This window comes from Pseudoalteromonas sp. OF5H-5 (genome assembly GCF_021530695.1).
Lineage (GTDB): Bacteria > Pseudomonadota > Gammaproteobacteria > Enterobacterales > Alteromonadaceae > Pseudoalteromonas.
Window position 1 is genome coordinate 63,264 of the sequence record NZ_JAKGBF010000001.1, and the last position, 22,071, is coordinate 85,334.

A 22,071-nucleotide genomic window follows, 5' to 3' on the forward strand; every position below is an offset into this window, starting at 1 on the left:
AGAGTGGATAAATACGCTGACATTAGACCGTATAATGATGATGAAGTAGTGCCAGCACTGGCACGTCTACTAGGTGATGATCAATTCATTGATGTGATCGCCAAATATAACCTGCCAGCTTGGTTAAATGCTTGGCCTGCTATTGCACGCCCACTCGTAAGAATGAAACTAAAAAAGAAGTGGGGAGATTTTTGTACGATTGAACAAGTACAAGATGAAGTGGCGTACTATCTGCAAATTTTAATCAATAAAACGACGTCTAAAGTGACTTATTCTGGCCTTGAAACATTAGACTCGAATACCTCGTATTTATTTATTTCAAATCACCGTGACATCGTATTAGACCCTGCACTTGTTAACTGGGGCTTGCATCAGCAAGATATGCGCACGGTGCGTATCGCTATTGGTGATAACTTACTGCAAGTACCTTATATCACTGAGCTTATGCGCCTTAATAAGAGTTTTATTGTAAAACGCTCGGCAAAGGCGCCGAAAGAAATGCTAAAAGCACTAACCCAGCTTTCAGCCTATATTTCTGACTCATTAAGTGAAGGTAACTCCATTTGGATTGCGCAAAAAGAGGGGCGTGCGAAGGATGGAGTGGATCAAACCGATCCGGCACTGTTAAAAATGCTACAGCTCAATGGCCGCAAACAGAAGCTAGATTTTTCAGAATATGTAAAGCAGCTCAGGATAGTGCCCGTTGCCATCTCCTATCAATATGAGCCATGCGCGGTTGCTAAGGCTAAAGAGCTATACCATAAAAAGCAGTTTGGCCAATATGTGAAAGCACAAGGCGAAGACATTGCTAGCATTGTTGAGGGCTTTAGTTCAGATAAAGGCCATGTGCATATCGCATTTGGCGACCCTATCACTGCGGATGTTGAAAACCCAGATGAGCTGGCGAATGTCATTGATAAACAGATTTTAGATTTATACTATCTGCATTCAACCAATCACCTAGCAGCAGGCGATGATGCGCAAGTTAGCCCAGAAGATAAAGAGGATTTTATCTCAACACTTGAGTCTGTACCGGAAGAGCTGAAGCAATTGGTGCTGAGTATGTATGCCGAACCACTGCGTCGCAAAGGCATTTAATAGCAGTGAACATGCGCAACCGTGGTGTTAGGTGGTTGCGCTTTTGTTTGGTTAATTAATAACTTTATGATAATAAACGACTTCCATATCTCCTAAAATATCTTTGTGAAGCCCTTTTTTCACATAACTCATCCCAAGTTTTTTCATAATATTGATGGAGCCAAGGTTCTCTTCTTCAGCGATAGCGCTCAAGTGTGTCAAAGTAGGATTTACTGCTATTAGGTCTGGAAGAAGATGTTGTGCGGCCTCTGTTGCAAACCCTTTGCCCCAAGAAGCTTGTTTAAAACGCCAACCGAGTTCTAAATCCTGATCGTTTCTTTGTTCTGAAAAGAAGTTAGCAGGGCGAACCAAAATCCAACCAATAAATGCCTTGTTTGGCAGCTCGAAACAGCCCCAAAGCCCCCAACCTTTGATCTCGTCCGTATACTCGGTTAAACGTGGAATATATACGGCTTTTACTTCTTCAAGTGAGTTAGTCTGACCGCCTGTGATGTATTTCATTACTTCAGGGTCGCTATCAAGATCGGCGAGTAGCTGTGCATCTTGTGGGGTGAGTAGGCGATAACTCAGTCTTGCAGAGTCCTTTACTTGCATTTTTTACTCCTAATGAAACCCAATAAAACTTTAGAGTACAAAAGCTTACGTCATGAGTAAAGATGTTGCATAAGTTTGCGTAGACGCCAGCCGAGCGCTTTACTAAAATACGTCGGCATTTTTAGATGGGGAACAGAGTGAATAATTCAGTACTAGCGCTTAGACAGCGTCAAATTGCTGCGGCTCAACGGGAATATAAGGCAAGGGGATCAAAGCTTGCGCGTTGTGAATGCTGCTTATTAGCCACGACTCTATGTATTTGCGACAAAGTCGAAATGGCCAAAGCTGACTGTGCAGTGTGTTTGCTTATGTATCATAATGAAAGCTTTAAGCCCTCTAACACTGGACGCTTAATTGCCGATGTGATCCCTGATAATCATGCCTTTCGTTGGGACAGAACTGAGCCTGACGCTGCGTTTTTAGCGCTTCTTTCGGACGAGCAATATGCACCAATAGTCGTTTTCCCAGAGCAGGGCGTGGAGCCTGAACGAGTAATTACTAAGGTGACTCGCACTGAAAGTAAAACACCACTATTCATCTTTTTGGATGGCACATGGCGTGAAGCTAAGAAAATGTTCAGAAAGAGCCCTTACCTCGATAATTTACCCGTGTTATCCATCGCCCCTGAAAAGCTCTCGGATTACAAGCTTCGAGTCGCGCCGCATGAACATCAGCTTGGTACGGCGGAAGTTGCGTGTGTATTGTTTGCCGAATGCGGCGAGCAGGATGCGGCAGATAAATTAACCGCGCATTTTATCGATTTTAGAGATGCCTACTTAAAAGGTAAGCGCAGCAAACTGTAGGTCGAAATTTATTTCGACAAAAAGCTGAATTGTTTACGCAGTACGGCGAGCAAGATGACGGTCGGTCGAGATTTATCTCGACAAAAAGCTGAATTGTTTACGCAGTACGGCGAGCAAGATGATGGTAGGTCGAGATTTATTTCGACAACACAAGCGCAATATCACGCGACAGATAGGAATAAAAATAAAACAAGAAGCGCGCGACTCATTGCTGAGTCGCGCTTACGGAATCTTCTAAATGCATCCTGCAAAGTTGAGTAGTTCAACGTCCTGAATCTTTCCTCTTCCATGGCATCGCTTGGTGTTCTCGTTTTGCGAATAAAGGCATCTTGCCCTGTGTCCATCTTCCTTTTACACGTCCGCTGTCTTATCCATTGCCATCCACTTGCTAAGAACAAGCCCTTGTTCTAATTGTCCTTGTTTGCTACTTTCCAAAATAGCAGTGCCAATCATCACCTTGTTTTACCTTGGCACTTGGTAGCCTGAACGTGTTGCTTCAAGCTAGGTGTTGCGCTGTTAATTGCAACAATTGGCATCTCCTAAGCCACATTTTACCAGTACATCCAATGTACCTTCCTTCCTCATCCTTAACCACCTGCATATCCAATGCAGTAACGTTATCCCTCAACGTTTAGCCTCTCCCCTGAAGCAATCCTTAGGTTCATCATGAACCTTTAATCCCTGTCCTTTAATGTAATCACACCATGTGACATACAATCTCGCTCGCTTTTCCCTATATTCCTTTAAGTGGGTGCTTATCCATTAGCAAATCCTGCCCTGAGCGTATCCTGTGTATCCTTTATCTCTCTTCCTGAGATGTTTTTAAGTATAAGCAGACTAAAAAAAATCGGGAGCAGTGAAATTCAATCTTTTTTGCGTCTTTTTCTGGTAATAATAAATAACTTTTTATTTTTTAATTAGTTACCTTAATTCTGAGTGTTATTTCAACACGTCTTTACTCAATTTCTGGTAGCTAAGTGAGATATATCTCACAGGTGATTCTCCCGTTTTCTACAACGCTAATTTTATCTTGAGCGTAGTTTCAAATATTCAGGGTGTAAAACGGCACAATTACAGGTAGAATTAGTTGATAATAATTATTGTTTACCTAATGGAGTCTTTATGAAAAAAGCACTTGTTACTATACTGGCAACGCTTACTTGCCTACCAGCAATGGCTGCAGAGGAAGTTAATATCTACTCGTTTAGACAACCTTTTCTGATCCAACCTATTTTGGATGACTTCACCAAGCAAACCGGTATCAAGACCAATGTGGTTTTTGCAAAAAAAGGCTTAATCGAGCGTGTTAAGCGTGAAGGCAAGCATAGCCGTGCCGATCTTGTACTCACTTCAAACTTCAGTGCGCTAATTCAACTTGAAGACGAAAACCTAACACAAGCAATTAACAGCGAAACCGTCACTAAGAATATCCCAGCGAACTTCAGAGATCCTGAAGGTCAGTGGGTTGCGCTTACTAAGCGTGTGCGCAATGTATATTCTGCAAAAGACCGTGTAGGCAAGTTAGATGCGCTTACTTATGAAGCGCTAGCGGATGAACAATACCGCGGTAAAATATGTACGCGCTCAGGTAAACACCCCTATAACCTTGGTTTAGTGGCGTCTATGATTGCCCATCATGGCGAAGCAAAAACCAAAGAATGGCTTGAAGGCGTGAAGAAAAATTTAGCTCGTAAGCCTCAAGGTAACGACCGTGCACAAGTCAAAGCAGTAAAAGAAGGACTGTGTGATTTGGCCATCGGAAACAGCTATTACTTCGGTAAGATGATGGAAGATGAGAAACAAAAAGCCTGGGCCGAAGCGGTATATATCAACTTCCCAAATCAACAAGATCGTGGTTCACATATCAACGTTTCTGGTGTTGTCTTGACCAAGCACGCTAAAAATACAGAAAATGCCTTGAAACTCATTGAGTTTATGACCGACAATAAGGCGCAAAATATGTATGCGTCGATGAATATGGAATACCCGGTTAAACCTGGCGTCGAGTTATCGAAACTTGTGGCATCTTGGGGTGAGTTTAAGGAAGACAGCCTACCATTGTCAGAGATCAGTAAATACCGTCCGTTAGCGCTTAAGCTAATCGATGAGGTAAAATTTGACCTTTAATGCAATTATCATTTTCACTGTCTAAATGGCAGAGTTTTGCGTGGCTGATAGGGCTTAGCCTATCAGTCCCGCTGATGTTTTTAATCTTTGAGTCGCTACAACCTGACTCCGAAGTCTTTGCTCACCTTTGGGATACCGTTCTGTGGGATTATGTCCGCAATACGATTTTGCTGATTGTGGGTGTATGCATCCTTTGCGCTTTAATCGCGCTACCACTTGGCTGGCTAACTGCATATTGTGAATTTCCTGGACGGCGCTTTTTCGAATGGTCTTTGATGCTACCCCTTGCGATGCCAACCTATTTGATTGCTTACGTGTATACCGATTTGCTAGATTATGCAGGGCCTGTACAAATCGCGCTGCGAGAGTGGTTTGGTTGGCAATCTCCAGACGATTATTGGTTTTTTGATATTCGCACTTTGTCAGGTGCTATCGTGATGATTGCACTGGTGCTTTATCCTTATTTGTTTTTGATTTTTAGAACGGCGCTAAGAGAGCAGTCGTTTAAGCTGGTGCAAGCCAGCCAATTGATGGGCAAGTCGCCTTCACAGAGCTTCTTTAAAGTAAGTTTACCTTTGTCGCGAGGGGCGATTGTGGCGGGGCTGGCACTGATCGCCATGGAAAGCATGGCAGATTTTGCAACCGTACATTACTTTGCTGTGAGCACACTAACCACCGCCGTTTACGATACTTGGTTGGGCTATTATTCACTTACCGCAGCGGCTAAAATTTCAGGCATTATGCTACTATTTTTATTTTTAGCCCTAACACTGGAGCGAGTGAGTCGCCCAACTCAGGTAGTGCATGAGCGCCAATCGAGTGTTAACAGTACCACGCTTTATCATCTTAAAGGCGCGCAGGCTTGGCTCGCTAGCGCTTTTTGTTGGCTTATTCTTATTGCGGCTTTTATCGTGCCTACATGGGTGCTTGCAGATTACGCCGTCGACTATTTTGAACAAGCTTGGAATGACGATTTTTTCTTGTATGCGTGGCAAAGTTTAAAAATAGCGTTTTGGGTGAGTGTGGTATTAATTATCATGAGCATGCTGGTGGTGTTTAACCAGCGAGTTAGTAGTGGTAAACGGGTCACGCTACCGGGCAAGCTTGCAAGTACCGGATATGCGCTACCGGGCACGGTGCTGGCAATTGCGGTACTTATTCCACTCACTTTATTAGACGACAAGCTAAATGCTTGGCTTGAAGGTACTTCATTTGAGCCTGGCTTGCTGTTCAGCGGGACGATTTTTGCGCTGGTTTTCGCTTACGTTGTACGATTTTATGCGATTGCACAAGGCGCGGTCGAATCGAGTTATCAGCGGATCAGCCCAAGTCTAGATATGGCAAGTTTTTCGTTGGGTCGCAATCGTTTCAAAACCATGTTATCAATACATTTGCCATTGCTGCGTCGCGGTATTTTAACCGCAGCACTGCTGGTTTTTATTGAGTGTATGAAAGAACTTCCAGCGGCATTGTTATTACGACCCTTTAATTATGAAACACTAGCAACACATGTTTTCCAATATGTGAGTGATGAGCAGCTGGAGTTGGCTTCTGTCTCTGCGTTATTTATTGTGTTGGTTGGTTTAATTCCGCTTTATGTTGTAAACCGTTCTATGGAGCAGCGAAGTTAATGCATAGTTTAGTGCTTGAAAATCTCTCTTATCGCTATGACGGTGAAGCCGTTGTGGATAGCCTAAATCTGACCGTAGAACAAAACGAGATTGTTTGTTTGCTTGGTGCCAGTGGCTGCGGTAAAACGACCACGCTGAAGGCGATAGCGGGCTTGATTGAACCATTTCAAGGCTCGGTGAGTATTTTAGGCAAAGCCATGAATGGTCATGGCACTTTTGTACCTCCACAAAAACGCAATATTGGCATGATGTTTCAAGACTATGCGCTGTTCCCACACCTCACTGTGGCGCAAAATGTGGCGTTTGGTTTAACCTCAAAAAGCAAGCGTGAACGTCAAGACCGAGTAGCTGAAATGCTCCATTTGGTGCAGCTGCAAGACTATAGCGACCGCTTTCCACACGAGCTTTCAGGTGGCCAGCAACAACGTGTGGCAATTGCGCGAGCACTGGCGTACAAGCCAAATCTGTTGCTGCTTGATGAGCCGTTTTCAAATATAGATGCTCAAGTGCGGTTTCAGTTAATTAACGATATTCGCCGTATAATCAAAGATCAGCAAGTTTCCGCGATTTTTGTTAGTCACTCGAAAGAAGAAGCTTTTGCTTTTGCCGATCGGTTGGCAATTATGGATAAAGGGAAGATCGCACAAGTGGGCGAGCCGAGAACGTTATTCCAACGACCAAAGAGCAAAATGGTTGCCGAGTTTTTGGGTCAGGGAATTTATATTCCTGCACAGCGAGTGAATGGCGCTTCGGTAGAAACCCAATTTGGTGCCGTAAAATCACTCGTTGAGCTCGGTAATATCGACGCGAAGGGTGAAATGTATGTGAGGCCACAGCACATTACGTTAGAAAACGCCGAGCTTGGCAGCGTTAAAATACTCAATCAGCGCTTTATGGGAACAGAGTATATTTACCGTGTTGCATTAGAGGGACAAGAGCTCGAAGTCCCGCATCCAGCGCATGAACCGCTCGACTTAAATCAACCAATCTCTTTAAAAATTAAGGCACATGCTGTAAATTTCTTTTCTTAATAGCAAATGAATAAACGCAGGGAGTAGAGCATGGCGCTTGCCCAATCAGGTGTGTGTGCTGAAGCCAATTTGCACGGCTTACACTTGTTCTTCAATGTGCTTGAAGGGCAAGACGAGGCGCTAAGAGCGGCGCTCGCCAATTGTGGACGCTTGCAAGAGGAGTTAGAAGACAGATTCTCTGAGTCTATGCTGTCGAGCTTTGTCGCGGTAGGTGCGCAATACTGGCCGCACATTTATCCTGAGTTTATTCCTAAAGAGCTGAAAAGCTTTCCACATATTGTTGAGGCTGAGCACACCGTGCATACTCAGCCTTTTGACTTGCTTTATGTGATCCGCTCCGATCGAGAAGATGTTAATCATATCTTTGCTCAAAGTGTGCTGCATATGCTAAACGGCCTAGTTGAAATGGTGGCACATGTGCGCGCCTTTCGTTTCTTAGACGGTCGTGATTTTAATGGCTTTATTTATGGTGCAGACACACCTAGAGGGCGCAATAAACGGGAAGTTGCACTTGTGCACAACCCGAATGCAGCCGACCATCTTGGTAGTTATATTCACGTACAGCGGGTGAAGTTTGATTTACTGCGCTGGCAGGCGTTGCCGCTCGCTGAGCAAGAGCAATTAATGGGGCGTACACGTCTAGACAATGACCTAATTGAAGATTGCGAACCCTGTAATCATGCGGCATTAACCGAATTGAAAGACGTAAATGGTAATGCGCTACTGCTTAACCAAAGCATGCCATTTGGTGATGTATTTGAACAAGGAAGCTTGTCGCTAAGTTGCAGCGCCAAGGGTGATGCTTTTGAGCAGGTGTTAAGAAGTCGATTGGGTGAAGGGGATGAATACGATCCCATATTGGATTATTCCAGTGCCGATATGGGTTCTGCGTTTTTTGCACCCTCACTAGAGTTTTTGGCGGTGATGGCAAAAATGCCGGAGTAAGTTACTTTTTAACCCGAGTTCAGGTTTTTTAGCTTTACATCTCCAAAGCCCATCCATGGGCTTTGACTTGTTTCGCAAGCGTTTTTCCGCCGTTACAACATATACGGGTTTTTCGCAGGTGATCCGTTACTAACAACAGGTCTTGATTGAATATCCTCCAGCTTTTGTAAAATGTCTTTTAGCTGTTGCTGCTGGACTTGTTCAGCGCTTGAGTTTGCTAAGGTATTTGTCAGCAAAGTGGTGACGGCTTCAAGCGCTTTTGCACTGCTATCATCAACGTGATTGTCGACTTGAATATGCGGTTGTGCCACCGCTTCTAAGCGCTCAGACAGGTTTTCAAATAGCGTATTTTGCTGCTGACCTTGTTGACCCAACGCTTGTTGTATCTGCGCTTGGGTGCTGAGCAAGTCATTGAGTTTGCCAAGGTTAGCGAGTAGCTGCTCGTTGTTCGCAGTGCGTTTGATAGCGTTTTGCAGCCCCGCAATTTCTTCTGCGACTTGTTGCTGTGAAGCTATCAATTGCTTTAGCGGTGTAGCGTAAGGTTGCTGCGTTAAGGCCTCACGTAGCTCAGTTAACTGCGTGGCAAACTCTTGCTCGTTAAGCACTTGAGCCAATTGTTGCAACAGCGCACTGTAATCAAAGCTAAGCTGCTCTTTATCGAGTTTAGCGGCGATTTGCGAAAGGGATTTATTGACAAAGCTTAGTTGTTCAACTGCCAATTGCGCAGGGCTTCCTTCGTCGCCATTGCGGTGCAGGCGGGCATATTCGGCCTTGATTTCATGCCAGCGCGTAGCTTCTTCAGCCGTTAAGGTACCGCGTAATTCAGCCAGTTTCAGTAAGTTTTCTTCGCTGCCTTTGCTAAGTGTTTGTGCTTCACCGCGATAGTGATCTTGAATTAGATTTTCAAGTTCACTGTCATTCATGGCAGCAACCACCTTTTCAGCCATCTTATTCATGTTACGGTAACTGCCTTGTAGCTTAAACGGCGGCTCGGTTCGATAGTTATCATCTTGCGCTGCTGAGGCTATATATTGGGCATTTACTTTGAGCACGGTGCTGCGAATGGTGAGCAGCTTTTTCAGTACGCTGACAATTTCATTCACTTGCGCTTGAGAGTAATTAAATTCCAATTCATTGATGGAGATGTCTTCTCCGTCGGCAATGCGTACTAGTTTGTACAAGTCTTCCATACCACGATTGGCAAGTGGTGCGAGCACCGCATTGGAAGTAAGCGTATTTTCAATAAAGCTCATGGCAAATTCTTGTTCGCAGCCACTGAGAGTGTCACCGAGGTTGTAAATATCCGCACGGTTGGCAAGCATATCTGGGATCTTAAAGGATTCACCGGATTCGGTGTAGGGGTTTCCTGCCATCACAACGGCAAACTTTTTGCCTCTCAGATCATAGGTTTTACTGCGGCCATTCCACACCCCGTCTATGCGTCTTGAACCGTCACATAAAGAGATGAACTTTTGTAAAAACTCGGGGTTGGTGTGCTGAATATCGTCAAGGTACAGCATCACATTATTGCCCATCTCAAAGCTTTGGTTGATCTTCTCAATTTCTTTTGCGGCAGTCGCGTTGATGGCTTGAGCTGGATCTAAAGAGACTTGGTCGTGACCAATGGATGGACAGTTGACCTTAACAAAGGTGAGTCCTAAGCGGTTGGCTACATACTCTATTAGCGTGGTTTTACCATAGCCCGGAGGGGAGATAAGCAGCAACATGCCCATTAAGTCGGTGCGTTTATTGTTTCCTGCAGCCCCTATTTGTTTTGCTAAGTTATCGCCAATAATAGGGAAGTAGACTTTGTCAATCAGCTGGTTACGTACAAATGAGCTTAGTGGTCTGGGTTTAAACTCATCCAATTGCAAGCGCTGCTTTTGTGCCTCAAGCACTTGTGCTTTTAACTGTTGGTACTGTTTGTAGGCCGGAACATGAACCGTGAGATACTCGTTACTACGGGCAAAAAAGTCTGCATAATCTAGGTGTAGCACTTGGTTCTCGATACGTGGGTGTTGGCCCATCAAACCTGAAATTTCGGTTTTTATTTCGGCTTCTTTGACTTGGTATGTGATATCTAACTGGGTGGAAAGCAAAATGCAGTTAGCGGCCTCAAGCAAGGTCTCAGTACTTTCATTTTGCTTACTGCCATAGGCGCGCAGCCAGCTGCTTAACAGGCGGCATTTGTCCGCAAGTTTAGTCAAATGCGTTAATGAGTCTTCAAGCTGTTGCCAAACGCCTTTGGCCTTTGCCATCGAGATAAACTGCTCGCTGGTGTGTTTTGCAGGTGAAGCCAAATCAAATTGTCTCGGCTTGACTTGCTTGGCAAGGGCTTTAATTAAGTAAGTTGCGCTTAACTCGCCTGAAAAGCGGTGTAGCTCGGTTAAATAGCTCGATAAATTTTGTTGGCAAAATGCGGTGATCTTTTCACTCAATTCTTTGCTTAGCTGTTGGCTAAAACTATGGTCATCTAACTTCGTTGCCATCAGCTCTGCTTGTGTGGCCTGAAACGCCAATTCAGCTAGCTCAGCCTTGCTTTGTTGAGTATAAAATAGCTGTGCCGCAATTCGACAGCTGGCAGGGTAGACGAGTAACTCAAGCTGTCGTTTTTGTTTTAGTAAATTTGCTAAGATCAGGCTGGCATCTTGATCATGAATGCCTTTTTCATAGCCTTCTTGATATCGAGGTTCTGCAAATTTTTGTACGATAGACAGTAAACTTCCCTCATCAACGGCAAGTTCTAAATCCGCTAGACTAAAGTCGTTGCCATCTTGCTCTGCAGCCGCTAATACTTGAGCTGCAAGGTACTCGCCTCGATATAAGTGACGATTTTCTGAGATCAGGTTTTGCTGCCAGTATGTGCTTGCGTCATTGAGTTGTTGATTGACCTTGGCGTCAGGAATGGTATCAAAATACTCAGTGCCAGTGAGGTGTAACATCAGCTGTTCACCACGAGGCAGCAAAGTCAAATCAAGGATTTGTTTATTGAAACTAAACGCATGTTTGCCGACTTTAACGGTATTGCCACCATCAATATAAATATCTTGCTTGTCTCGCAAAGCGCGGATCGCTTGATCTTTGCAGGCCTTGAGTTTGGCTTGAATATCATCCGCCTTCACTTCATCGCTTAGGCTTTTTAGCTCTTGCGTTAAATCGCGAAGCTTGCCAATCATAGGATCGGAGGCAAAATAGCTATTGATGTCATCTAAGGTTTTAAAACTTTGCGAGCGTCGCGTCACCCCCTGTAAAATCCGCTCTGCTGCGTTTGCTAGGCTCAGCGCGCGGCGCTGTCTTTCGTCAATGAGCTGCTGTTTGTGCGCCTCAAAGCTTTCATAAACGTCATCACGTTTAGCCAAGATCTCCGTTAAAAATTCATCATACTGACTAAATTGAGACTCGAGCTCTTCTAATTGAATGAGTAAGCGAGATAGTTGGTCGTCACATTGCTCTGGGGTTTTGGCAGCGCTTAGACCGCTGGTAATACTTTGGCTGAAAAGCTTAAAACGAGCCGCAAATTCGGCTTTTGCTTCAACACTGCCCACGCTCTTTTTCTGGATTTCTAACGCTGCTTTGGCGCGGTTTACTTGACCATAAATGGCGCTGACATCTTCCAAAATTTTAGTGCGAATGCGGCTATCGTCAATGTCGAGATCCAGCATGGTATGGTTGAGCAAATCAAGTTCAGCGCTTAAGGTTTCCAAGGTCGCCAAAAAGCCGTTAAGCTCGGTGACACTCTCTGTTTGCGCTCTGGCTTGCTCTAAGGAGTCTAGCTGCTCGTAGTAGGGCGCCAAAGCACTATCTTGCTGCAAAAACTCCGCGGTTTTATGGCTTAAGCTTAAGGTTTGCTCATCAACCTGCTGCTGCATGGCAGATAGCGCGTCAAGATTGATATACTTCACTTCTTCAAGGCTTATCACTTTGCCTTTTAAGCGTTTGAGAGATTCTAAGCTCTGAACGAATTGCTCTGCTGTTTTAAAGCTATCTGGTCTCACCTCGCGAAGCACATCTTGCATGGCTTGCTCTATTTCGGTTTCTGCGCGCCGAGCGTCGGCCTCAATTTGGCTTACCTTTTCAAATTCGTCTAGTACCTGCTCCGAGGTTTCAAAAATTTCATGTAGTTTTGCTGTGACATCTGCAAAGTCCGCTTCAGCAAGCCAATGATAGCGGTCTAAAATACTGCGGGTGAGAGCAATTAAATCTTCATAATGAAAGACCGTGGGGCTTTGTTCGTTAATGGCTTTGAACACACTGTATAAATCAGAAATTGCACGTACTAAATCCGGATTGCCTATCCGGCCAAATAAGCCGGTTGCTCGAGGGGCTTGTGCGGCAAACTCGCTGCCACAAAATGGGCTTTGCCAGATTTGAATAGGGTGCACGCGCTCAGGCTCAGGCTCTGCTTTAAAGGTTAGCGCTAAGCCATCGTCATAGATACCATAGCCATGACAATAGATAGGATTTTGCAGGTTTTTCTCAATAATATTGTAAGAGAAAAGTGCGTAACGACCCTCGTTTGGTTCGTAGAAGATATACAGTACATCTTCACCATTGGGTGATTTGATCTGGCGATGGAAAACTAAATCGTCCAGTTGGTCGTCAAAATAGCGTGTTTGCCCCGATTGTAAATAATAGCCACCAGGAAAAATAATTCCTTGGTTCTCAGGTAATTGAACACAGGCACCACCCAGCGCATCTTGGCGCAATACCTGCTGGGTGCGGCAATTATAAATAAAATAACGCCACTGTTTTTCTCGGTAGGGAAGTAACTTTAACAACACCATTTCGCCAACTTCGGCAAAACGTAAATCGCAATCTGCGAGTGATTGACTGGCGTCATCAACGGCTTCTTGATAAATACCTTCACCGCTTTGGGTATTGTTTTCTATTTTTACGGTGAGTTTGCCACTCGATACTTCAATAAATACTTTGTCGTTTACATTAATATGTGGGTGACGGCCTTCGACGTGATCGGCGCGATCGGTTTTTTGCCATTCAAAGTCAAAGTTTTCCACTTCGCCTAGGTCACGCTCTCCTCGGTTATCAATGTAATCTAAGGTTTCGTCTTTGGCGATTTGCCAGCGAAACACGCGGACATCAGAGAGCTTTTCGCCAATCTGAAATAGTGCAAAAAGCTTGTTTGATTTAACAAATAGGTGCTGTAGACGGGTGTCTTTGTAATACGTGTATAGTTCGTCGAAGTCCCGTAAGAAACGTTGATCAGTGAGGAATTTGGTTTCTTGCGGGTAAGGTTCTATTTCGTAATGATCTTCTTGCAAGTGTAGCTTTTGTACGGTGAATACATCGCTGACTTGGGTATTTTGTTTAAGCCCCATAAAGACATTATAAGCAAAGATAAGCTTGTCGCCGATCAGTACGATGTCGCGCGGTACGCAGTTATGCTCAGTACGAACTCTTGCTCGACCTTTCACTTTAAGCTCGGTGCTGCCAAAAGTATCAACACGCTGTTGGTTGAGTTTATCTATTTGACTTTTCAGTTCGCTGCCAAAGTTACTAAGTCGGCGTTTAATCAGTTGATAAGAGTCTTGTTCGAGCGTTCGCTCTGGCGCTTGTTGCGTTGCTTCCGTCATTCTTTGCTTTCCTATGTGCGCTGTCGCAAATGGGGGAGAGGAGCCAAGCAGATTGACTCCTCAGGGTTAATTACTCTAGTGGTTCGCTTTGTTTACTGCCATTTAACGAGCCGCCAAGTAACTTGAGTAGCTGCTGTTTGTCCGCATCTGAGCTATTGCTTAGTTGTTGGAAGAACTTACTCATGTTGATGTTTTTTAGCGTTTCCGACGACGCATTAGCACCAGCCAACACCCCTTTTAGGTCGTCCATCAAATTACGCTCACCGTTTAGGTGATCTTTAAATACGGTTTGTACCGTCTTACTTTCGCCGACTAAGCCGTCAATTGACTTGCCCACTGTGATGGCATTCATAAACTGGTTAAAGAACTGGCCGTCGCCGCCCATAAAGTTGATATCAGCACCGCTTAGTGCTTTACCTAATACTTCAGCCTGACTTGCAGAAACTTGTTTGTTTGCCTCGATACTCGCAAGCGTCAGCTCTTTCTGTTGATTTAGCTGTAGTGTAAAGCCTTCGTATTCACGGGCGTCTTTATCCATCTTATTAAGTGCTTCCAGCTTCTCTGTAAGACCTTTGGCTTCTGCTGACATCTTACGCTCAAGGTTGATAGCTTCTGCTTCACCTTGTTTTTCAATTGCTTCAGCCATTGCTGATTGAACCTCAGCTTCTGCTAAACCAATTTCACGTTTGCCTTGTGCCTCGGCTTCACTTTGCTTCTTGGTTGCCTCTGCCATTGCAGCTTGTACTTCGGCTTCGGCGCGGCCAATATCACGTTTGCCTTGTGCTTCGGCTTCTAGTTTTTGCTGTAGCACTTTAGCGTCTGTTTCGCCTTGTATCGCACTAGCAGTTGCTTTTGCCTTGATGATATCTGCTTCTGCAAGACCAGGCGCAGCCGCTTCAACTTGGGCAGCTTCGGCAAGAATCTTCTTCGACTCTGCGGTTTGGTTCGCAATACGTAGTTCTGCTGCGGCCATTTTTTCCATTTCACGGGCTTTAAATTCGGCAGCTTGCTCTTTAGCTTTAGCCGCTTCAATATCTTTAACCAACGCTTCTTCGGCCTCAGCTTGAGCAAGAATAATTTTCGCTTGCTTCTCACGCTCGGCTTCAGCAATACATTGCACGTCTTTGATGCGCTCTTGTTCCTCGGCAACGGTTTTCTCTACGGCAACCCGTTCACGCTGAACATCGGCGATTTCTTTTTGCTCGACTTCCAGTGCTTTGGCTTTTTGGATACGTAAAATTTCGGTTTCGCGTTCGCGTTCGATAATTTCAATTTGGCGAGAACGCGTGACTTTTTCTTCTTCTATGCCGAGTAAGCGAAGGCGATTTTGCTCTGCAACATCGATTTCGCGTTGTTTGTTGTGTTCTGCAATTGCAATTGCTTCGTCTGCTTTGAGGCGTGCTTCTTCGGCTTTTAAGCGCTCTTCATGCTTAACACGTTCAGCTTCAGCGGCTTCACGAGCGCGCACTGATTCGATTTCACGGCGCTGTCTCGCGCTGGCATCTTCTCGTTGACGCTCGACTTCTGCGGCTTTTTCAAAGGCTGCTTGGTTTTGGTTGTCGATTTGCGCTTTTTCATCGCATTTAAGTTGGTTAGTTTCCACGTTTTGGCGCGAGGTTTTTTCGGTAATACGGCGAATACCTTCAGCGTCAAGAATGTTATTTGGATCTAACTTTTCGATAGAGGTTTGTTCAAGATAATCAATCGCCACATCCTCTAACGTATAGCCAGATAAATCTTGTCCAATCACTTCTTTAATAGAATCTCGGAACTCATTACGATGTGTAAATAGCTCCTCAAAATTCATGCGCTTACCAACGGTTTTCAAGGCTTCGGAGAATTTTGCCTCAAATAATGCTTGTAAGGTTTCTGGTGCAGATGCGCGGGCACAGCCAACTTGTTTCGCAACACGTAGGATATCTTCTTTGTTTTCGTTTACGCGAATGTAAAAAGTAATGGCGATGTCAGCACGGATATTATCTTTACAGATCAGACCGCTGTTTTCACGACGCTCTAATACCATGCGATTAGTTGAAATATCCATGACTTCCATTTTATGGATCACAGGTAGTACGATGCCGCCCGTTGTCGTAACATCAGGTTCGTTTTTCATCTTGTTGATGATCAGTGCCTGACCTTGTTCAACCTTGCGGTAGAACTTTCCAATCAGAAGTAGAATGGCAAAAATAATGACGATGGATATACCCACGATTGTGAGCACTGGTCCGAGGTTGTTTAGAAATTCCATGTTTTTTCCTGCGTTGCGCTATGTTGTTTGAGTTGGTATTAGCTGTATCAACTCGTTCCTAAATTCCGTTATTTTCTGTATTATTACCAAGGTTTAGCCACAATAGTGTAGCTATGTGTAAGGGGGTCGTGTTCGATAAGTAAGGCACTGTCTCCTAGTGTGAAGGTGTTATCTTCATCCGAGCGTACTTCAATGAGTTGATCCGTTCCTTGAATATATACTCGGGCTTGGCCAAAAGTGTTACTGACTCTTGATGTTGCAATGACGCATTCGAGCCCAACCAGCGCTTGCTTCGATGTGGTTTCTTGGCTTTCGAAAAAGCGCCGTAATGGCCGTACAATCACGGCGGTTAGTGGTAGTGCAACAATGAGGCTGACGAGCATAAATGCCGTTCCCACCAGGTAGTAAAAAATGCCATTACCCAGTAGGTAAGCAAAAAATTGTTGTACATAAATACTGACAATCCAGCCCAGCGCGATGATTAGGCTCAGTGAAATACTCACTGGGACGCCACCAAAAGCAACCTCCCAAAAAGAACCAGAACTTGCGCCTTCGGCTTCAATATCAACATCGCCTTCTAAGATATCGATATCAGCAAAACCGAGTAAAGCAATTAACCAGAACAATAGCACTATGAGTAATAGTGTTGAAAAAATAACAGTGGGAAACGTAAATACAGTATTTAAAAATTCCATTGTTGCTCCTTGACTCCTTGCTTTTCCTTTTTAAGTGGTTAAGTAAGCAAGTAAACTGGCCCACTCAACGTCATCAGGCGCTTTTTGGGCCTATCAAAGCGGTGAGTTCCGCATCATAGGATAGTGAGATGAATGAGTGAAAAGAATAGCGTGCGTGTCCGATGGGTTATAGACATCGCAGGAAACAAGTCCGAGAAGCTAGTCAATCTGCTTAAAAACTATCCATGCGTAGTGAGAAAAATCTCACCTTGCGTTTCTAAAGTTGCCACACAAGGACATATTATGTCAAACATTTTTTTGCTGTAAAGATAAGCAGTTTATTCTGTTTATTGTGATAGTGGGAAAGCGTGTTTGTTGGGAGGAAAGTACCAGAGTAAGTGCTAACTTGTGAGTTAGCACCGATAAAAATAATAGACTAAACGTTATCGAACAGCGTTTTTACTTTATCTAGAGTAACGTCGATTTCAGATACTTTGGCAGGCGCAATAAAAATCGTGTCATCGCCAGCAATGGTACCTAATACACCATCTGCGGTGCCTAATGAGTCAAGTAGTCTTGCAATTAATTGTGCAGCACCAGGACTGGTTCGAATAATAATCATCATTTCGTTGTGCATAATATCAACGACTAACTGACGCAAAGGGCTTTTTGCTGTTGGAACGCTCATTTCTGCGGGTAAACAGTAAACCATTTCTTGCTTAGCATTACGTGTACGTACAGCACCAAACTTGCTCAGCATGCGCGATACTTTACTCTGACTGACGTTGTCAAAACCTTGTTGTTTTAGAGCATCAACAATTTCACCTTGAGAGCCAAAGTTTTCTTCTTTTAAAATGGCTTTAAATGCTTTGATCAGTGCTTCTTGTTTTTCTTGCGGCTGCATAGTCTGTCTTCTTTTACGGCTAATCTTTAAATTCTACACAAAACCACCGAGATTCCCAAATTTGCGCGACCAAAATGGCAGTCGTAAAGCATAAGTGGACAAAGTGTCGCGATCTTTACACTTTTATTTAAGACATTAGTCAAAAAATCTCGAAAATAACCGTGATTAATTTGTGTTTAACAGCGCTTTTCATTATCTTTACTGCACACTCAATTCCACCTTCAAATTATGGAGAATTCAAATGAAAGTTGCTGTATTAGGTGCCGCTGGCGGTATCGGTCAAGCTCTATCTTTATTGCTTAAAAATGGTCTTCCAGCTGGCTCGGAGTTAGCGCTTTATGACGTTGCACCTGTTGTACCTGGTGTTGCAGTTGACTTATCTCACATCCCAACTGCGGTAAAAGTAGCGGGTTATGGTAAAGACGACCTAGACCCAGCTCTTGCAGGTGCTGACGTAGTGCTTATCCCTGCTGGTATGCCTCGTAAGCCTGGTATGGACCGTGCTGACCTTTTCAACGTTAACGCAGGTATCATCAAGACACTTGCTGAAGGTATCGTTAGAAGCTGCCCTAAAGCACTTGTTGGTATCATCACAAACCCAGTAAATGGCACGGTACCAATCGTTGCTGAAGTGTTCAAAAAAGCAGGTACTTATGATCCAGCTCGCGTATTCGGTGTAACAACCCTTGACGTTATCCGCGCTGAAACCTTCATCGCAGAGCTTAAAGGTCTAGACGTTGCTGAAGTTAAGATCCCAGTAATTGGTGGTCACTCAGGTACTACAATTCTACCTCTACTTTCTCAAGTTGAAGGTGTTGAGTTCACTGACGAAGAAGTTGCTGCACTAACAACTCGTATCCAAAACGCGGGTACTGAAGTGGTTGAAGCTAAAGCGGGTGGCGGTTCAGCTACACTTTCAATGGGTGCAGCAGCAGCACGTTTCTGCTTCTCACTAGTGAAAGGTCTACAAGGTGAAGAAGTACTTGAGTACGCATACGTTGAAGGTAACACAGGCGATGCAACATTCTTTGCACAGCCAGTTATCCTTGGTAAAAACGGTGTAGAGCAGTTACTTCCTTACGGTGAGCTAAGCGCGTTTGAGCAAAAAGCAAAAGACGACATGCTAGCGACACTTGAAAAAGACATCAAAGAAGGTGTTGATTTCATGGCGTAAGCCAGATTGATACAAAAAAACCAGTCGCTTCACAGTGACTGGTTTTTTTATGTGTGATTATTCTTAGTGAAGAATACGTGCTCTGATAGTTCCTTCAACTGCACTTAACTCTTTCAACGCCACTTCAGAGTGGTCGCTATCGACGTCGATAACCACGTAACCAATAGATTCATCCGTTTGTAGGTATTGCGCCGCAATATTGATACCGTGCTGAGCGAACGCTTGGTTGATTTGTGTTAGTACGCCTGGGCGGTTTACGTGTACGTGTAATAAACGACTTCGGTTTGATAATTCAGGTAAAGAAACCTCAGGGAAGTTAACTGCCGTGACTGTTGAACCGTTATCTGAATATTTCGCCAACTTACCCGCGACTTCTACACCGATGTTTTCTTGTGCTTCTTGGGTAGAACCACCAACGTGTGGGGTTAGCAGTACATTGTCAAACTCGCGTAGTGGTGAGACGAATTCTTCATGATTAGATTTTGGCTCAACGGGGAATACATCAATAGCAGCGCCGGAAAGCTTCTTGGCCGCCAATGCTTCAGCTAAGGCGTCGATATCAACAACCGTTCCACGTGATGCGTTAATTAGGATTGCGCCTTGCTTCATCACTTCAATTTCAGCCATGCCGATAAGGTTTTTGGTCTGTGATGTCTCCGGTACATGCAAACTGACCACGTCCGCTCTTTGTAACAATTGCGTAAGCGTGTGTAACTGCGTTGCGTTGCCGAGCGTGAGCTTATCTTCGATGTCATAAAACTCGACGTTCATCCCGATATTCTCAGCCATAATGCCAAGCTGGGTGCCAATGTGACCATAACCAATAATACCTAGCGTTTTACCACGAGCTTCGTATGAACCGTCGGCAGATTTATCCCACTCACCGCGATGCGCCTTTGCGTTACGCTCAGGAACACGGCGCAATAACAAGAGAATTTCACCTAGTACGAGCTCAGCCACAGAGCGGGTGTTAGAAAATGGTGCGTTGAATACGGCGATACCACGTTTTTTAGCGGCATCCAAATCCACTTGGTTGGTGCCGATGCAGAAACAGCCAACAGCGACCAGCTTTTCAGCCTGTTCTAATACTGCTTCCGTAAGGTGGGTACGTGAGCGGATCCCGACAAAGTGAGCATCTTTGATCCGCTCGATCAGCTCAGGCTCCGGTAAGGATGTTTTAACGTAGTCTATGTTGCTATAACCGTTGCGCTTTAGTGTCTCAACGGCGCTTTGGTGCACGCCTTCTAACAACAAAATTCGAATTTTATCCTTTGATAACGAAACCTTGCTCATCTGTAATCTCACTAGTTGATTTTAGGCCCTTCTGGAGTGCCTGTTATTACAACGTCAGCGCCACGCGCGGCAAATAAGCCATTAGTCACGACGCCAACAATCTGGTTAATTTTTTCTTCAAGCGCTTTTGCTGCGCTAATTTCTAGGCCATGCACATCAAGAATGACATTGCCGTTATCAGTGATAACGCCTTGGCGGTAAACTGGATCGCCACCTAGTTTTAGTAACTCTCTTGCCACGTAGCTACGCGCCATTGGGATCACTTCAACAGGTAGTGGAAATGCGCCTAGCGTCTCAACATGCTTTGTATTATCAACGATACAAACAAATTTCTTGGCAACGGCTGCAACGATTTTCTCGCGTGTCAGTGCTGCGCCACCGCCTTTTATCATTTCATTGGTGCTGTTGATTTCATCTGCGCCATCAACATATACCGCAAGCTCTGACACATCGTTTAGCTCGAAAACTTCAATACCAAGTGCTTTTAGCTTCTCTGTTGAAGCTTCAGAGCTTGATACTGCCCCTTTGATTTGATCCTTGATACTGCCAAGCGCATCAATAAAGTGGTTTACCGTTGAGCCTGTACCAACCCCAACAATGGTGTTTTCTTCTACATAGTTCAAAGCTGCCCATGCCGCGGCTTTTTTCATTTCATCTTGAGTCATAACGCTACACTTAGTTGTCATTGAAGTTGTATGGAGTATAACTCAATCAAAGTGTCAGCGTCATGGTCAAAAGCGCCTCAAAATGCGCTTAACTATTTGCCTGCTCAATTATTTTTTGGCCAAGTGTATAGTTGGGTTGGAGTGAGGATAGTTGGGAGCGGTACATCCCAAGCTGCTGTTGGTAAGCTCGGAACTTGCTGGCAATCATGAGCAAGGCCAACAAGTGCTGGTTTAGCTCGCTGCTCAGCGTAGTGTAACGCTAAAGTTCTATCGTAGTACCCACCGCCCATACCCAGGCGATTACCTTGCTCATCAAAAGCAACCAGAGGCATCAAAAGTAAATCCAGTGATGCAAGCGGTGCCACAGCTGAACAATCTAACTTAGGTTCCAAGATAGCATAGCGATTTGCCTTCATGGGTGAGTTTTTTTCATACTTCTGGAAGAGTAAATTTGCAGGGTTGAAGGGATGGATTACGGGTAAGAAAACCTGGTGATTTTTATCCCAAAGTGATTGAATTAAAAGGGATGTATCTAGTTCGCCATCGTTTTGAATATAGACCCCTATATTGGCATTTTTTGGGAGGTTTATTTGTTGAAAAAAATTAATGTTGAGATGTGCGGCGGCTGTCTTCTGTTGCTCTTCTGATAGCGAGTTTCTTGCGTTTCTAATCATTTTTCTCAAATCAGCACGAGTAACTTGAGATTTATTTATGTTGTTATTAGTTTTATTCATTCTAACGCGAGCCACTCAGGGAAAAACAAACTTACACCAAGCAGAATAAATAAAATAATTAATACAGCGAGCAGATAATATAGCCAAGTTTTAGATTTAGCCGGAGGGCTAGGCTCAAAGTCCAGCTCATCGAATAGCTCCTTCGTCTCCCACTCTTCGTCTGTTGTATCTTCAATTTCAGTATGAGCGGTTGGTGCTACGCGTTGCTCAAGTTCTTCTAATCGCTCTTCGATACGTATTAGACTGCTTGTGATGTAATCCAGCGCTTCAAATACGCGCTCTTGATCTGCGTTAGTTGGGGTAGCGGCTGTTTGGCTTTGTAGCTTGGCGTTGATCCCCGCGCTTGCAAGTAATTTTACCTGTTTTAGCGCTTTGGCTTTATCTGCAGGAGCAAACAAGTTTTTGCCAGCGTAAAATTGCTGGATCTTTGAGGGTGAGGTTTTCAACCTGTCTGCCATCGCGATAGCGGCGCTTTGTTGATCCTTACCGTCGGCCATGCCAACGAAGACGACTTTAAACTGCTCGTTCATGGTGCGTGCCTAAGTTGTAGAGAGATAGT

17 protein-coding genes are annotated in these 22,071 nt (G+C 44.5%); 8 read left to right on the top strand and 9 right to left on the bottom strand.

What is annotated here, in order from left to right:
- The first annotated feature begins 3 nt into the window (after window positions 1-3).
- A complete protein-coding gene (locus L1271_RS00305; RefSeq protein ID WP_235366523.1) occupies window positions 4-1,098 on the top strand; it encodes a 1-acyl-sn-glycerol-3-phosphate acyltransferase in 1,095 nt (364 codons plus the stop codon).
- A 51-nt stretch (window positions 1,099-1,149) separates the two neighbouring features.
- Here L1271_RS00305 and L1271_RS00310 read toward each other — a convergent pair whose 3' ends face one another.
- Complete coding sequence (locus L1271_RS00310) at window positions 1,150-1,692, bottom strand: GNAT family N-acetyltransferase (protein ID WP_235366524.1); 543 nt, start codon at window positions 1,690-1,692, stop codon at window positions 1,150-1,152.
- Window positions 1,693-1,829: 137 nt separating this feature from the next.
- Here L1271_RS00310 and L1271_RS00315 point away from each other — a divergent pair, with 137 nt between their 5' ends.
- The 6 genes from L1271_RS00315 (at window position 1,830) to L1271_RS00340 (ending at window position 8,229) form a co-directional block, all read left to right on the top strand.
- Window positions 1,830-2,495, top strand: coding sequence for a tRNA-uridine aminocarboxypropyltransferase (locus L1271_RS00315; RefSeq protein WP_102057387.1), 666 nt, complete (start codon window positions 1,830-1,832; stop codon window positions 2,493-2,495).
- A 54-nt stretch (window positions 2,496-2,549) separates the two neighbouring features.
- Window positions 2,550-2,756 carry a hypothetical protein gene (locus L1271_RS00320; protein ID WP_235366525.1) on the top strand — a complete coding sequence of 69 codons (207 nt, stop codon included), beginning with the start codon at window positions 2,550-2,552 and terminating at the stop codon, window positions 2,754-2,756.
- Between the two features lie 861 nt (window positions 2,757-3,617).
- Window positions 3,618-4,622, top strand: coding sequence for a Fe(3+) ABC transporter substrate-binding protein (locus tag L1271_RS00325; RefSeq protein ID WP_039493791.1), 1,005 nt, complete (start codon window positions 3,618-3,620; stop codon window positions 4,620-4,622).
- Entirely contained in the window at window positions 4,622-6,253 is a 1,632-nt protein-coding gene (locus tag L1271_RS00330; RefSeq protein WP_174169830.1) for an ABC transporter permease, read from the top strand. Before L1271_RS00325 ends, L1271_RS00330 begins: the two co-directional genes overlap by 1 nt.
- Complete coding sequence (locus L1271_RS00335; protein WP_211858395.1) at window positions 6,253-7,284, top strand: ABC transporter ATP-binding protein; 1,032 nt, start codon at window positions 6,253-6,255, stop codon at window positions 7,282-7,284. Before L1271_RS00330 ends, L1271_RS00335 begins: the two co-directional genes overlap by 1 nt.
- 30 nt (window positions 7,285-7,314) lie before the next feature.
- Window positions 7,315-8,229, top strand: a complete 915-nt coding sequence (locus L1271_RS00340) for a Dyp-type peroxidase (RefSeq protein ID WP_235366526.1) — start codon at window positions 7,315-7,317, stop codon at window positions 8,227-8,229.
- Between the two features lie 92 nt (window positions 8,230-8,321).
- On the opposite strand, the gene L1271_RS00345 is transcribed toward L1271_RS00340, so the two are convergent.
- The 4 genes from L1271_RS00345 to argR form a co-directional block, all read right to left on the bottom strand.
- Entirely contained in the window at window positions 8,322-13,820 is a 5,499-nt protein-coding gene (locus L1271_RS00345; RefSeq protein WP_235366527.1) for a DNA repair ATPase, read from the bottom strand.
- 70 nt (window positions 13,821-13,890) lie between these two features.
- The gene (locus L1271_RS00350) at window positions 13,891-16,068 is read right to left on the bottom strand and encodes an SPFH domain-containing protein (RefSeq protein WP_102057381.1); all 2,178 of its coding nucleotides are present in this window, start codon (window positions 16,066-16,068) and stop codon (window positions 13,891-13,893) included.
- 83 nt (window positions 16,069-16,151) lie between these two features.
- A complete protein-coding gene (locus L1271_RS00355) occupies window positions 16,152-16,763 on the bottom strand; it encodes an OB-fold-containig protein (protein ID WP_010606077.1) in 612 nt (203 codons plus the stop codon).
- 415 nt (window positions 16,764-17,178) lie between these two features.
- On the bottom strand, window positions 17,179-17,646 hold the full coding sequence (argR, locus tag L1271_RS00360; RefSeq protein ID WP_010372285.1) for a transcriptional regulator ArgR: 468 nt from the start codon (window positions 17,644-17,646) through the stop codon (window positions 17,179-17,181).
- 241 nt (window positions 17,647-17,887) lie between these two features.
- Here argR and mdh point away from each other — a divergent pair, with 241 nt between their 5' ends.
- On the top strand, window positions 17,888-18,820 hold the full coding sequence (gene mdh / locus L1271_RS00365) for a malate dehydrogenase (RefSeq protein ID WP_095729865.1): 933 nt from the start codon (window positions 17,888-17,890) through the stop codon (window positions 18,818-18,820).
- 63 nt (window positions 18,821-18,883) lie between these two features.
- Here the strand turns inward: mdh and serA are convergent, their stop codons facing one another.
- The 4 genes from serA to L1271_RS00385 form a co-directional block, all read right to left on the bottom strand.
- Window positions 18,884-20,113, bottom strand: a complete 1,230-nt coding sequence (gene serA / locus L1271_RS00370) for a phosphoglycerate dehydrogenase (protein WP_039493776.1) — start codon at window positions 20,111-20,113, stop codon at window positions 18,884-18,886.
- Between the two features lie 11 nt (window positions 20,114-20,124).
- Window positions 20,125-20,778 (bottom strand): ribose-5-phosphate isomerase RpiA, encoded by a 654-nt coding sequence (gene rpiA, locus L1271_RS00375; RefSeq protein WP_010372275.1) that lies wholly within the window; start codon window positions 20,776-20,778, stop codon window positions 20,125-20,127.
- Between the two features lie 104 nt (window positions 20,779-20,882).
- Window positions 20,883-21,512 (bottom strand): 5-formyltetrahydrofolate cyclo-ligase, encoded by a 630-nt coding sequence (locus L1271_RS00380; protein ID WP_235366528.1) that lies wholly within the window; start codon window positions 21,510-21,512, stop codon window positions 20,883-20,885.
- Entirely contained in the window at window positions 21,509-22,042 is a 534-nt protein-coding gene (locus L1271_RS00385; protein WP_010606079.1) for a hypothetical protein, read from the bottom strand. Before L1271_RS00385 ends, L1271_RS00380 begins: the two co-directional genes overlap by 4 nt.
- Between the last annotated feature and the right edge of the window lie 29 nt (window positions 22,043-22,071).